Origin of the sequence: Mycolicibacterium cosmeticum, assembly GCF_000613185.1 — a bacterium.
Lineage (GTDB): Bacteria > Actinomycetota > Actinomycetes > Mycobacteriales > Mycobacteriaceae > Mycobacterium > Mycobacterium cosmeticum.
Map to the genome: position 1 here is coordinate 339,315 of NZ_CCBB010000001.1, position 13,972 is coordinate 353,286.

10 protein-coding genes are annotated in these 13,972 nt (G+C 69.0%); 6 read left to right on the plus strand and 4 right to left on the minus strand.

The window, feature by feature from the left end; genetic code table 11:
* The first annotated feature begins 37 nt into the window (after positions 1-37).
* Genes BN977_RS01710 through BN977_RS01725 form a run of 4 tightly spaced genes read left to right on the plus strand, consistent with a single transcriptional unit; the run spans position 38 to position 7,681 of the window.
* Positions 38-1,261: a multidrug efflux MFS transporter Tap gene (locus BN977_RS01710; protein WP_036395976.1), complete on the plus strand. Its 1,224-nt coding sequence runs from the start codon at positions 38-40 to the stop codon at positions 1,259-1,261.
* A gap of 58 nt (positions 1,262-1,319) precedes the next feature.
* On the plus strand, positions 1,320-3,935 hold the full coding sequence (locus BN977_RS01715) for a LuxR C-terminal-related transcriptional regulator (RefSeq protein WP_036395978.1): 2,616 nt from the start codon (positions 1,320-1,322) through the stop codon (positions 3,933-3,935).
* Positions 3,936-3,971: 36 nt separating this feature from the next.
* A complete protein-coding gene (locus BN977_RS01720) occupies positions 3,972-5,336 on the plus strand; it encodes an FAD-binding oxidoreductase (RefSeq protein ID WP_036395980.1) in 1,365 nt (454 codons plus the stop codon).
* Positions 5,333-7,681 (plus strand): arylsulfatase, encoded by a 2,349-nt coding sequence (locus BN977_RS01725; RefSeq protein ID WP_036395982.1) that lies wholly within the window; start codon positions 5,333-5,335, stop codon positions 7,679-7,681. The genes BN977_RS01720 and BN977_RS01725 overlap by 4 nt, the downstream gene beginning before the upstream one ends.
* Positions 7,682-7,694: 13 nt before the next feature.
* Here BN977_RS01725 and BN977_RS01730 read toward each other — a convergent pair whose 3' ends face one another.
* Positions 7,695-9,116, minus strand: coding sequence for an aldehyde dehydrogenase family protein (locus tag BN977_RS01730; protein WP_024454996.1), 1,422 nt, complete (start codon positions 9,114-9,116; stop codon positions 7,695-7,697).
* 101 nt (positions 9,117-9,217) lie between these two features.
* Here BN977_RS01730 and BN977_RS01735 point away from each other — a divergent pair, with 101 nt between their 5' ends.
* Positions 9,218-10,021, plus strand: a complete 804-nt coding sequence (locus tag BN977_RS01735) for an MBL fold metallo-hydrolase (RefSeq protein ID WP_036395984.1) — start codon at positions 9,218-9,220, stop codon at positions 10,019-10,021.
* Here the strand turns inward: BN977_RS01735 and BN977_RS01740 are convergent, their stop codons facing one another.
* Positions 10,022-10,585 carry a YdcF family protein gene (locus BN977_RS01740; RefSeq protein ID WP_024454994.1) on the minus strand — a complete coding sequence of 188 codons (564 nt, stop codon included), beginning with the start codon at positions 10,583-10,585 and terminating at the stop codon, positions 10,022-10,024.
* Positions 10,586-11,358: 773 nt separating this feature from the next.
* Here BN977_RS01740 and BN977_RS01745 point away from each other — a divergent pair.
* Positions 11,359-11,631 carry a hypothetical protein gene (locus tag BN977_RS01745; protein ID WP_227456369.1) on the plus strand — a complete coding sequence of 91 codons (273 nt, stop codon included), beginning with the start codon at positions 11,359-11,361 and terminating at the stop codon, positions 11,629-11,631.
* Between the two features lie 125 nt (positions 11,632-11,756).
* On the opposite strand, the gene BN977_RS01750 is transcribed toward BN977_RS01745, so the two are convergent.
* Entirely contained in the window at positions 11,757-13,370 is a 1,614-nt protein-coding gene (locus BN977_RS01750) for an arylsulfatase (protein ID WP_036395986.1), read from the minus strand.
* Between the two features lie 78 nt (positions 13,371-13,448).
* Positions 13,449-13,931, minus strand: a complete 483-nt coding sequence (locus BN977_RS01755; protein ID WP_036395988.1) for a DUF4262 domain-containing protein — start codon at positions 13,929-13,931, stop codon at positions 13,449-13,451.
* Positions 13,932-13,972 lie beyond the last annotated feature (41 nt).

Below are 13,972 nucleotides of genomic sequence, written 5' to 3' on the forward strand. Positions count from 1 at the left end.
GATCGTAGGGCGCTGTTAGATTCTGCGGCGATACGCCATGAACATACGTCACCGCGGCCCCGCGCTGCTGATCCTTTTCGCAGCGCTGGCCGCGGGTTCGGGTAACGGCATATCGATGATCGCGTTCCCGTGGCTTGTGCTGCAACGCAACGGATCTGCGCTCGACGCCTCGGTGGTGGCAATGGCCGGGACCCTGCCGCTGCTGGCCTCCACCGTGATCGCCGGTACCGCGGTCGACTACATCGGCCGGCGCCGGGTGTCGATGATCGCCGACGGGCTGTCGGCCCTGTCGGTCATCGCCGTGCCGGTGCTCGCCCTGATCTTCGGCGCGCAGGTGGTCAACGTCGCCGTGCTGGCCGGTCTGGCCGCCCTGGGCGCCGCATTCGACCCGGCAGGCATGACCGCGCGCGAATCGATGCTGCCCGAGGCCGCCAACCGCGCCGGGTGGACGCTCGACCACGCCAACAGCGTGTACGAGGCGGTGTTCAACCTCGCCTATATCGTCGGGCCCGGCATCGGCGGCCTGCTCATCACCACGCTCGGCCGGGTGAACACCATGTGGGTCACCGCGGCGATGTTCGGGTTGTCCATCCTGGCCATCGGGGCCCTGCGCCTGGAGGGCGCGGGCAAGCCGGACCGCGACGCGTTGCCCGACGGGGTGCTCTCGGGTGTCGTCGAAGGCCTGTCGTTCGTGTGGAACACCAAGGTGTTGCGCACCCTGGCGATCATCGACCTGACCGCCACCGGGCTGTACATGCCGATGGAGAGCGTGCTGTTCCCCAAGTACTTCACCGACCGCAACGAGCCGGCGCAGTTGGGTTGGGTGCTCATGGCGCTGTCGGTGGGCGGGCTGGTCGGCGCACTGGGATACGCGGTGATGTCCAGATTCCTGAAGCGGCGCACCACGATGCTCATCGCGGTGATCACCCTCGGGGTGGCCATGACGATCGTGGCCTTCCTGCCCCCGCTGCCGGTGATCCTGGTGCTGTGCGCCGTCGTCGGTTTCGTGTACGGCCCGATCGCCCCGATCTACAACTACGTCATGCAGACCCGGGCCCCGCAGCACCTGCGCGGCCGGGTGGTGGGCGTGATGGGATCGCTCGCGTACGCCGCGGGCCCGCTGGGCCTGTTGCTGGCCGGCCCGCTGGCCGACTCGGCCGGATTGCACGCCACCTTCCTGGCGCTGTCCCTGCCGATGCTGGCGATCGGCGTGATCGCCGTCGCGCTGCCGTCCCTGCGCGAACTCGACCGGCCCGCATGACGCGGCGGAATCCGCCTAACGCTAGGCATTCTGCACAGCTCGCTCTTAGGCTGCATAGGTGCGTTTGACCTGGCCGTTGACGGGCCGCTCCGCGGAGATCGGGGCCGTCCGCGCCGGGGTGTCGGCCCGCGACACCGCCGGGGTGGTGGTCTGTGGCCCGGCCGGTGTCGGCAAGAGCCGCCTGGTCCGTGACGCGCTGCAGGGCAGCGAGTGCCGCTGGATCGTCGGCACCACGTCGGCCCGCGACATCCCGCTGGGCGCCTTCACGGCGTGGACCAGGTCGGCCGACGACGACCGGCTGAGGTTGGTGCACAGCGTGATCGACGCGGTGACCGCGGCCCCGCCCGGGCGCGGCGTGATCGTCGCCGTCGACGACGCCCATCTGCTCGACGACCTGTCGGTCTTCGTGCTGCACCAGATCGTGCAGTGGGGTGCGGCCAAAGTGGTGCTCACGGTGCGTGACGGCAGTGACGGGTCGGGAATCCCCGAGAGTGTCCGTGAGCTCTGGAAGGACAAGGACAATCGGGCCTTCGCCCGCCTCGACCTACAGCCGCTGGCCCGGCAGGAGTCCGCGGACCTGCTCGCCGCGGCGCTGAACGGCCCGGTCGATCCCGACGCCGCGGCCCGGCTCTGGACGCTCACCCGCGGCAACGTGCTGTACCTGCGCAACATCGTCGAGCAGGAACTGGCCGACGGCCGCCTGCAGCAGCACGCCGGATGCTGGCAATGGGTCGGCGAGCCGGTGCTGCCCAGCAGCCTGGTGGAACTCATCGACTCCCGATTCGGCGACCTGCCGCCCGCCGTCGCCACGGTCGTCGACGTGCTCGCCGTCGGCGAACCCATCGAACTGGCCACCCTGCAGCGCATCACCGACCGAGAGTCGGTCGAGGAAGCCAATATTCGCGGCCTGATCACCGTGGACCCCTGCGATTCCGGCATGCAGGCGCGGGTCGCCCATCCGCTCTACGGCGAGATCCGCCGGGTGCGGGCCCCGTCGACGACGCTGCGCAGGCTGCGCGGCCTGGTGGCCACCGAACTGGCCGCCGGCCCCGATCGCGACGAATTGCGCGTGGTGGTGCGCCGGGCCAGTCTCAGCCTGGACTCCGACCTGCCGCCCGACGCCGACCTGCTGGTGCACGCGGCCAGGGGCGCGATCTGGCTGGCCGACCTGCAGCTGGCCGGCCGGCTGGCCGAGGCCGCCATCGCCGGCGGCGCCGGGGCGGACGCGCACTTCCTGCACGCCCACGCGTTGTCGTGGTCCTTCCGCGGCGCGGAGGCCGAACGCGCGCTGGCCGAGCTGATCACGCGGCCGTGGGACGACCTCGACCGCGCCCGATTCACCTACCTGCGGGCCACCAACCTGTTGTGGGCGCTGTCCCGGCCGGACGAGGCCAAGGCCCTCGTCGACGCGGTGTCGGTCGGCCCCGACGGCCGCAGCTGGATCGACGCATTCCTGGTCATCTACTGGTTCGCCACGGACCGGCCGGCCGCCGCGCTGGAGGCCGCGAAGGCCATCAATCTGCCCGACCTGCCCGGCGTGGTGGGCGCCGAAACGGCGTTCGCGCTCACGGTGGTCACCGCGGATGCCGGCCGGACATCGGACGCCCTGAAGACCGCCGAGACCGGCTATGCCGCCGCGATGCGCGGCCACGACGCCCCGCACATGCGCTTCAACATCGCCGACGCCGAGCTGGGTGCGCTGCTGTTGGCGGGACGTCTGGCCGACGTCGAGCCGCTGGCCGAGCGCGTGCGCGCGCAGTCCGCCGAACTCCCGGGCGCCGCGCACGCGCTCGGTGCGGCGATCGCCGGCCGGGCGGCGCTGGGCACGGGCCGGCTGCATGACGCCTGCGGGCTGCTCGACCAGGCGGCCGTGGCGTTCGCCGCCCATCACTCCACCGGCTGGGGTTACCGCTACAACGTCGTCCGAGCCACCGCACTGGCCATGCACGGCCAGGTCACCGAAGCCGCCGCCATCCTGGACGAGATCGACGCGCTGGCGCGGCCGTTCCGGTCGTTGTCCTACGAACGCAGTATCGGACGGGCCTGGGTGGCGGCCGGTCAGGGCGTGGTGAGCGAGGCGGTCGGCATCCTCGCGGTGGCCGCCGAGACGGCGGCCGCCAACGGCCAATTCGCCGCCGAGGTGATGTGCCTGCAGGTGGCCACCCAGTTCGGCAGCCACGAGCACGCCGATCGGCTGGCCGAGCTGGCCGGCCTGACCGAAGGCCCGCGGTCCGGGCTGGCGGCCCGGTTCGCGGCCGCGCTGCGCGACGAGGACGCCCAGGAACTGGCGGCCGTATCAGAGGCTTTCGAGGCGATGGGCGACCTGGCCGCGGCCATGGACGCCGCCGCGCACGCCGCCATCTGTCACCGCGGCCGGGGCCGCCGCGGGTCGGCGCTGAACTGCTCGGTGCGCGCCGAGGCGCTGGCCGAACACACCGGGGTCATCACCCCGGCGCTCGAGCAGGCCGCCGAGCCGTTGCCGCTGACCGAGCGCGAGTGCGAGGTGGTCGCCCTCATCGCGGCCGAGCTGCTCAACAAGGAGATCGCCGAGCGGCTGCACCTGTCCGCCCGCACGGTCGAGGGACACGTCTACCGCGCCATGCACAAGACCGGAACCTCCAGCCGCGAGGAACTGGCCGAGCTCTGGCGGCGGCGCAGGCGGCGCCCGCAATAGATCTTCGGTCGGTGACGGCGGCCATACACTGGCCCGGTGAGTTCCCCGCTGGACAGCCTGATCGCGGCCTTGCCCGAGGGCACCGTGGTCACTGATCCCGATATCGTCGCCTCCTACCGGCAGGACCGCGCCGCCGATCCCCATGCCGGGACCGCGCTGGCGGTGGTCCGGCCCACGCGCACCGAAGAGGTGCAGGCCGTGTTGCGCTGGGCCAGTGGGCACGGTGTGGCGGTGGTGCCCCGCGGCGCCGGGACGGGCCTGTCCGGCGGCGCCACCGCCGTCGACGGCGGCATCGTGCTGTCCACCGAGCGGATGCGCGATATCACCGTCGACACGGCCACCCGCACCGCCGTCGTGCAGCCCGGACTGCTCAACGCGGAGGTCAAGAAGGCCGTCGCCGCGCACGGATTGTGGTATCCGCCGGACCCGTCGTCGTTCGAGATCTGCAGCATCGGCGGCAACATCGCCACCAACGCCGGCGGGCTGTGTTGCGTGAAGTACGGCGTGACCACCGACTACGTGCTGGGCTTGCAGGTGGTGCTGGCCGACGGTACCGCCGTGCGCCTCGGTGGTCCGCGACTGAAGGATGTCGCCGGGCTGAGCCTGACCAAACTGTTCGTGGGCAGTGAGGGCACGCTGGGCGTCGTCACCGAGGTGACGCTGAAACTGCTTCCCGCCCAGCATGGTCCGTGCACCGTGGTGGCCTCCTTCGACTCCGTGGCTGCCGCGGCCGACGCGGTGGTGACGATCACCGGCAAGATCCGCCCGTCGATGCTGGAGTTCATGGACGCGGTGGCCATCAACGCCGTCGAGGACAAGCTGAAGATGGGGTTGGACCGCAACGCCGCGGCGATGATGGTGGCCGCCTCGGACGAACGCGGGCCCGCGGGCGCCGACGACGCCGCGTTCATGGCGCAGGTGTTCACCGACCACGGTGCCACCGAAGTGTTTTCGACGTCCGACCCGGACGAGGGTGAGGCGTTCGTGGCGGCCCGCCGTTATGCGATCCCGGCGGTCGAGGCCAAGGGCACCCTGCTGTTGGAGGATGTCGGGGTGCCGCTGCCGGCGCTGGCCGATCTGGTGGCGGGCATCGAGAAGATCGCGGCACAGCGCGAGGTGATGATCTCGGTGATCGCGCACGCCGGTGACGGCAACACCCATCCGCTGATCGTGTTCGATCCCGCCGACGTCGACATGGCGCGGCGCGCCGATGTCGCGTTCGGCGAAATCATGGATCTGGCGGTGGCGCTGGGCGGCACCATCACCGGTGAGCACGGGGTGGGCCGGCTCAAGCGGCCCTGGCTGGCCGGCCAGATCGGGCCGGAAGCTTTGGAATTGAACCGGCGGATCAAGGCCGCACTGGATCCGGCCGGCATCCTCAACCCGGGCGCGGGGATCTGAGCGTGTCTTTCGACGGAGTGGTGGCAACCGATATCAGGGAGTCCACCCCGGACTGGGCGGCGTACCGCGAGGCGACGGCGCCACCGGGCGCACCCAATGTGCTGTACCTGTTGTGGGACGACATCGGCATTGCCACCTGGGACTGCTACGGCGGCCTGGTGCGGATGCCCAATATCGCCAGGATTGCCGACCGCGGACTCCGGTTGACCCAATTCCACACCACCGCACTGTGTTCCCCCACCCGGGCCGCGTTGTTGACCGGCCGCAATCCGACCAGTGTCGGGGTGGCGTCGGTGCTGAACCTGGCCGAGGGTTTCCCGGGTCATCACGGCCGGATCCCCGCCGAGACCGCCCTGCTCTCGGAGGTGCTCTCCGAACGCGGGTGGTCCACCTACGCCGTCGGCAAATGGCATCTGGCGCCGATCGAGGACTGCCAGGCGGCCGGGTCGCGACGGTACTGGCCGCTGCGCCGCGGCTTCGACAGGTTCTACGGCTTCCTCGACGGGATGACCGACCAGTGGTATCCGACCCTGGTCCGGGACAACGACCCGATCGATCCACCGGCCAGCCCCGAGCAGGGCTACCATCTGTCGAAAGACCTGGCCGACAACGCGATCGGATTCTTGCGGGATCACCGTGCGGCGGCACCGGACAAGCCGTGGTTCATGTACCTGTGCCCCGGAGCCGGGCACTCCCCGCACCAGGTGGCCACGGAATGGGCGGACCGGTACCAGGGCGCGTTCGACATGGGTTACGAGCGCTACCGCGAGACGGCGCTGGCCAACCAGAAGGCGCTCGGCCTGCTGCCGCCGGAAACCGAGCTGTCCCCGATGAACCCGTACGCCGACGCCACCAGCCCGGACGGGATCCCGTGGCCGGCCAACGAGAATGTCCGGCCCTGGGATTCGTTGTCCGATGACGAGAAACGCGTGTCGTGCCGGATGGCCGAGGTGTTCGCCGGATTCCTGTCCTACACCGATGCCCAGATCGGCCGGATCCTCGACCATCTGGAGGAAACCGGGCAACTCGACAACACCATCGTGGTCGTGATGTCCGACAACGGGGCCAGCGGCGAGGGCGGACCCAACGGCACCCTGGACGAATCGGTCCCGATGCTGGGCGGGCTCGACACCACCGAGGACGGTCTGCGCCTGTTCGGTGAACTCGGGGGCCCCGGCACGGCGATGAATTATCCGAACGGCTGGGCCATGGCGTTCAACACGCCGTACAAGCTGTTCAAGCGATACGCCTCGCACGAGGGCGGGATCGCCGACCCGTGCATCATCTCCTGGCCGGCCGGACTGCCCGGCCGCGGCGCCGTCCGTGATCATTACGCGCACGTCAGCGACGTCACCCCGACGGTGTACGAGCTGCTCGGCATCGGCGACATCACGACGGTCAACGGTATCGCCCAGCGACCCCTGGAGGGCACGAGTTTCGCTGCCGCACTTGCCGACCCGGCCGGCCCCGCACCGAAGCACACCCAGTTCTACTCGATGCTGGGCACCCGCGGGATCTGGCATGAGGGCTGGTTCGCCAATACGGTGCATCCGCCGACGGCGGTCGGTCCGCGTGGCTGGGCCGCGTTCGACCGGGATCGCTGGGAGCTGTTCCACATCGAGGCCGACCGCAGCCAGATCCACGACCTCTCCGCCGAACACCCGGACAAGCTGGCCACCCTGCAGGCGCTGTGGCACGAGCACGCGCAGAAATACCAGGCCTATCCCCTGGCCGATCTGAGCGTGCAGGAGATCGTGCAACGGGCCGCCGCCAGGATCGGCGAACCGGTGGCACGGGCGGTGTTCTATCCGGGCGCCCCGGCCGGGCACACCGCGTTCCGGGGCCTGGTGCGCGGCCGGTCGTTCCGCTTGCGGACGACGGTGTCGCTGGAGCGTGCCGGCGCCGGGGGCGTGCTGTTCTCCGCGGGCAGCCGGACGGGCGGCCAGGCGCTGTTCCTGGCCGGTGGCCACCTGCACTATGTGTGCAATGCGGCGGGGCGCGAACAGACCGTCACCTCGGCGGCGGCGATTCCGTTGGGGCGGCACACCTTCGAGGTGCGCTACACCCGCACCGGCGCGGTGGAGGGCACCCTGGACATGGTCGGCGACGTCGCGCTGGCGGTCGACGATGAGGTGGTGGGGTCGGCCGCCGGGTTCCGCATGGCGGGACTGGACATCATGCAGACCGTGTCGGCGGGCCGGGCCGTGACCTATTCCGTATCGGCGGCGTTCACCTCGCCGTTCCCGTTCACCGGCGGCACCTTCGACGAGGTCGTGCTGGATTTCACCGGCGATCCCGGCTCCGCCGTCCGGGAGGTGGTGGACACGGCATTCCGGCGCGACTGACGCCGCGGATTCGCTACGGCGCGTAGCCGACCGCCGCCTTGACCTCCAGATACTCGTCGAAGCCCGCGTCGCCCCATTCCCGGCCGTTGCCGCTGCGTTTGTACCCGCCGAATGGCGCGGCGATGTCGAACGCGTGGTTGATGGCCACCGAACCGGCCCGGATCCGGCGGGCGACCGCGCGGGCCGCATCCAGGTCGGCGGCCGAAACATAGCCCGCCAGACCATAATCGGTGTCGTTGGCGATCTGGACCGCCTGGTCCAGGTCGTCGTAGCCGAGGATGCACAGCACCGGGCCGAAGATCTCCTCCCGCGCGATCACCATGTCATTGGTGACGTCGGCGAACACGGTCGGTTTGACGAAATAGCCGGCATCGAGCCCGTCGGGGCGGCCCGGGCCGCCGGCCACCAGCGTCGCGCCCTCGTCGATGCCCTTGTTGATCAGGCCCTGGATCTTGTCGTACTGGGCCCTGGACGCGACCGGCCCGATGGCAGACTTGTCGTCGGGATCACCGACGGCGACACTGGAGGCGACCTGCCGCGCGATCGCGATGGCCTCGTCCATCCGCGCGTTCGGAACGAGCATGCGCGACGGCGCATTACAGCTCTGCCCGCTGTTCAGCATCATCACCTTGACCCCGGCCGCGACCCCCTTGGCGAACTCGGCGTCGTCCAGCACGATGTTGGGGCTCTTGCCGCCGAGTTCCTGGCTGACCCGCTTCACGGTGGGCGCGGCGTTGCGGGCGACCTCGATGCCGGCGCGGGTCGACCCGGTGAAGGACACCATGTCGATGTCGGGGTGGCCGGCGATCGCCGCACCCACACCCTGTCCGTCGCCGAACACCATGTTGAAGACGCCGGCCGGTACGCCCGCGGCATCGAGGATCTCGGCGAAGATCTGGGCGGAGTACGGCGCCACCTCCGAGGGCTTGAGCACCATGGTGCAACCGGTGGCCAGGGCCGGGAAGACCTTGACGGCGATCTGGTTGAGCGGCCAGTTCCACGGGGTGATCAGTCCGCAGACGCCGACGGGTTCCTTGATCAGCAGGGTGGAGCCGCGTTGCTCGTCGAACTCGAATCCGGTGAGCACGTCGATCGCCGTGGCCAGATGTCCCAGGCCGAGGTTGACCTGCGGCCCGGCCGCCAGTCCAGGTGGGGCGCCCATCTCTTCGCTCACCGCGTCGGCCAGGTCGCCGGCCCGGTTCCGGTATTCGGCGAGGATCGCGCCCAGCACCGCCAACCGGTCCTCCTTGCCGGTCTGCGACCAGGACCCGAAGGCACGCCGCGCGGCCCGCACCGCGACGTCGACGTCGTCGGCCGAGCCGTTGGCGATGCGGCCCGATATGTGCTCGGTTCGCGGGTCGTCGACATCGATCGTGGCGGGATGCACCGGGGCGACCCACTGACCGTCGATATAGAAGCTGAGGTATTCGCGCATGGACCCAACCCTTCCCTAGCGCGGGCGGTTCGGGAACCGGTTTGGGCCCGATTCGAGCTCGATTCAGGCATGATCGGGCGTCGGCGGGGTAGCCCGCAGCCATGGACATCACGGTCACCTTCATCGGGAACGCCACCACGCTGATCAGCAGCCGCGGCTTGACCGTGCTGACCGACCCGAACTTCCTGCATCGCGGGCAGCACGCCTATCTCGGCTACGGCCTGGTCTCCAAGCGCCTGCACGATCCTGCCCTGGACATCGACGCGCTGCCGCCGTTGGACGCCGTGGTGCTGTCCCATATGCACGGCGACCACTGGGACCGCGTCACGCAGTCCCGGCTCGACCGGTCGCTGCCGGTGTGGACGACGCCGCACGCGGCAAAACGGCTGCGCCGCCGTGGTTTCGGCGCGGCGGTCGGCCTGCGGACCTGGCAGTGTCAGCGCAATACCCGCGGTGATGCGAGCGTCACCGTGACGGCCCTACCGGGCCGGCACGCTCCCACCCCGGTGGACAGGTTCCTGCCGCCGGTGATGGGGTCGATGATCGAGTTCGCGGGGGCCGGTGGTCCGGCGCGGCGCGTGTACGTCTCCGGGGACACCCTGCTGGTCGAGGAGCTCGACGAGATCCCCCGCCGGTTCCCCGATATCGACGCCGGGGTGCTGCATCTCGGTGGCACCCGCCTGCCGTTCGGGCGGCATGCGCCGTTCGGCCTCACCGTCACCATGGACGGGCAACAGGGTGCGGGTCTGGTGGACCTTCTGGATCTGCCGCGGGTCATTCCGGTGCACTTCGACGATTACGGCGTCTTCGCCTCGCCGCTGCGAGACTTCCTGGGGACGATGCAACGCCGGGGGCTGGCCGATCGGGTGGTCGAGCTGGCCCGCGGCGCGTCGGTCACCGTGTGATCAGCCGATCGGGACGAACGGACTCATCACGTCGCGGACGAATTGCACGATGTTGGTGCCCGGCGACCCGTCCGGGAAGCTGACCGTCGCCAGCACGTTACCGCCCGCGTCGGCGAAGTTGCCGTCGGCCCGGTCCTGGTGGGTTGACGAGGTCACCAGGATGATGCCCGACGTGCCGGCCTCCTTGGCCATCGGCACGGAGAATCTCGCGTTCTGCACCGTGCTGTTGGCGCGGTCCTCGACGACGATCCGGTTAGCCGGGAAACCGAGCAGCATCAGCATGTTTCGCATCTCACCGGCCTCGGTCCTGCCGTTCTTCGGGTTGCCGCCGGTGACGATGACCGGTGATTGCGGGAAGAACTGGGCCACCGCCAGCCCGGCGAGTACGCGGCGCTGCAGGACAGGGCGCATGCTGCCGTCGGGCCGCAGACCGTAGCCGAGGATGACGATCGCGGGTTTGGAGAAGTCCTTGCCCACCGGGCCGGGTGCCGCGTGTGCGGCCGGGGCGAGCGGACCCCACAGCGCCGCGAACACCAATACCAGCACCGCGATCCGGCTCCGCATCACCGCAAGTCCCCCTATTTGACGTTAGCGCTACTAAGGGGTTAGTCGGCGGGGTGTGCGGTGGTGTTACAGGGTGACTGTCAGCACAGACCTGAGGCTTACGGCATCCACGTCAGACAGCTGACAACGCACCAGCGATCGCGTTATCCTGGCCGGCTCTCGCAAATCTCGAGGAGGTGGTTCCCATGTCGTAGCTGACATGGAAGGAGGGCTACCGATGGCCCACACAGACAAGGATCATCCCAGCGCCAGAGACTTCCCTCGCTGGCATGAAGCGCGCTGCCCCTGCGGCTGCCACCTTCCGCCTACGTGGCGACACTGCGGCTGGAACTGCCGCTGCATGAAGGCCGATCCGTCGTACCGTCTCGACGGATTTCGGATCGGTTCCAAACCGAGCTCATGGAGCCGAAATGAACGGCGCGCAGAACGGGCATTACTGCGCCACCAGATCCAACGCGCCCGCGCGGGCCACGCAGACTGGGATGATCTCCCCACCGGGGCGGGGCGCGTGTACGGGCGTGACGACTACTGGTGATACCCGTTACCTCCATCATCGCCGCCGGCTGCCGGAAATGTCGCCGAGACGCTGCCGATCTCCGCGCCGAGCACCATCGCCGACAACGCCAGCTGGCGTCTCGATCTCGCGCGGGAATCCTGGGAGGTCTAGCGTGGGCGGGATGGGTTTGTTCAGTCATGAGGAGTTCCGGGCCCCGGCCGACGGCGTTGGTGGCGGCGCTAGCGGTGGGGCTGTTGAGCATGCTCGGGGTGCTCAGGTGAGCGAGTACGAGGTGGATGAACCCGTGGTGGTGGGTCCGGGGTTGCCGCCTGAGGACGGTTCATGCGGTCAGTTCGCTGTGCAGTTTCACGTCTCTACGTCAATGCTGCTCGGGCTGAAACGGATTGCGGATATGCGTGGGGTGAGCGTGCCGGAGGTATGCCGGCAGGTGGTCGGTGTGTTCGTTGCCCAGCAGGAGGGCGAACTGGGTGCATTGCTTGCGGCCGAGGCGGAGGCCGCTGATTACCGCCCGAGTTTGGGACAGGCGTAGCCGCGCCCGCCTCAGGGGTGCCGCCTGGATCTATCCGTGCTCCGATGAGGTCCGGCTACCTCCGAATAGCGCTGGCGCTCAAGAGCTCCAGGGCAGGTGATCACCCAGCCGACCTTTCTGCTCCGTCAGTGCACCTCAAAGTCGATATCGAAGAGCGACACAGGCCCGAGGATCACGCCGTTCTCCTCGACGTAGCGATCCCACAGCTCGATCAAGTCGGCCAGTTTGTCGGGCCGGGCAGCGGCCAGGTCGTGGACCTCGCCAGGATCGCGCGAGAGGTCATAGAGCTCCCAGGTGCCCGGACCGTACGGTGCGGGCAGATGCAGCGCCTTCCAGTCCCCCTGGCGAATCGCGCGGCGCCCGAACAACTCCCACCCGGTGCCAGTGTCGGCATCATGCACCGTATCCGTCTGTCCGGACAGGTAGGCCACCATCGATCGGCCGCGCATCGGCTCGACCTCCCTGCCCCGGTACGCGGTGCCGGGGTGCGCGGCACCGGCGAGCTCCAGCACGGTCGGGGCGATGTCCATGACGGTGGTGAACGCGGTGCCGATCTCCCCCTGCCGAGCAAAGCCCGGCCAGGTGACAAAGCCCACCACCCGGATTCCTCCCTCGGTGGTGAAGGCCTTGTGCAGCCGCGACGGCGCGGTGGCGGCCTGGGCCCAGCGCGGGCCGTACCAGGCGTAGGAGGTGGGACCGCCAAGGTTGTCCACGCTGTTGTCACAATGCTTGGCGACGAATGCTTCGATTTCTGGGCCGCGCAGCGGCATGGCCTCGACGATCGTCCCCTCCGCACCGTTGTCCGACAGAAAGACGACGACCGTGTTGTCGAGCTCGCCGGTGCTGTCGAGGTAGTCGATCACCCGGCCGATGTTCCAGTCCATCCTGTCCACCATGGCGGCGTAGACCTCCATCTTGCGGGCGGAAACGGCGCACTCCTCGTCGGTCATGTCCGCCCATTCGGGGGCGCCGTCGGCGACCACCGGGTGCGGCTCGACGTCGGGTGGGCACAAGCCCAGCCGGGTGAGCGCCGCCAGCCGCTCCTCGCGCAGTGCGTCGGGTCCGGCGTCGTAGCGGCCGTGGTAGTTGGCGATGGTCTCCTGCGGCGCGTGCAGCGGCCAGTGGGGCGCCTGGAAGGGCAGATAGGCGAAGAAGGGTTGGCGCTCAGTGTCCTGGGGGCGTTCGCGGAGATACAGGAGCAGCGTGTCGGTGTACGCATCCGATGAATAGAAGTCCTCGCCGACCGTGACGAACTGATCGTCTTCGGTGAAGATCGTGGGCACGGAAGAGTGCCCGCCGCCACCGCGGGTGCCGTAGTGGCTGGCGCCGGCCGGTAGTAGGGCGAAGGAGCGGTCGAATCCGCGCGCCCATGGCGACTTTTCGATCGTGTCGCCCAGATGCCACTTGCCAGCCATCAGCGTCTGGTAACCGGCGTCGCGCAGCAGTTCCGGCAGCGCCACCACGCGGTCGTTCAGATACCCCTCGTAGCCGGGAGCGCCCTGGAAATCCGGCGCGGCCATCTCGAGCATGGTCCCGATTCCGGCGACGTGGTGATCGGTTCCGGTCAGCAGCATCGCCCGCGTCGGCGAGCAGGCCGGCGCGGAATGGAAATCGGTGAACCTGATGCCCGCGTGGGCCAGGCGGTCCAGGTTCGGGGTGTTGATTTCGCCGCCGAAGGCGCCGATGTCGGAGAACCCGAGGTCGTCGGCCACGATGACCAGAAAGTTGGGACGTGTCACGCTGAAGCATCCTGTCACGGCCCAACCAAGAGCCGCCCCTATTCAGCGCTGGTCGGCATCGTTGTCGTGAGCCGTGGTTCAGGCGGCTGAGTTCGGCCAGTTGGCACGTCGTCCCAGGACGGGTTGCCGACGACGTCCATGGCCCCACCCCGGGGCCCACGGGAAACGTCCCCGTTCGTCAGCCCATACCAATTGCAAGGCAGGGAAATTGCGACCAAAGAGCTCGACCGCGAATCTCATATGGACATCCGGGTGCTCCACCTGAGCCACCTCGATGAGAAACCGATCTTCGTAATCGATGTGCATTGCCGGCGCAAGCTCGACGCCGTCGTCGACCATCATGTGCGCGATCGAGTTGAGCACTCGACAGGAGACGTTGGCGGACAGCCCGGTCATCAACAGTTCTGGAAGATTGCGGCTGTGCAGCCCGACCGTGTACGCCAACGGTCGCTTGTCACTCTCGACGTATTGAACAGCCCACCCGTGGTCCTGAATCATCGCGCGCAGGTGGTCCAGGTACTCCTCCGCGGTGCCGTCCGGGTTGTCGCATTTCCAGCACATCGTGGCCCCCTTTCGTTGTGGATGCCGCCAGCATGCGCGCA

Coding starts and splice junctions, on each gene's coding strand:
- BN977_RS01730 (WP_024454996.1), bottom strand. CDS start 9,116: ATGCGCGAATACCTCAGCTTCTATATCGACGGTCAGTGGGTCGCCCCG.
- BN977_RS01710 (WP_036395976.1), top strand. CDS start 38: ATGAACATACGTCACCGCGGCCCCGCGCTGCTGATCCTTTTCGCAGCG.
- BN977_RS01740 (WP_024454994.1), bottom strand. CDS start 10,585: ATGCGGAGCCGGATCGCGGTGCTGGTATTGGTGTTCGCGGCGCTGTGG.
- BN977_RS01735 (WP_036395984.1), top strand. CDS start 9,218: ATGGACATCACGGTCACCTTCATCGGGAACGCCACCACGCTGATCAGC.
- BN977_RS01755 (WP_036395988.1), bottom strand. CDS start 13,931: ATGTGCTGGAAATGCGACAACCCGGACGGCACCGCGGAGGAGTACCTG.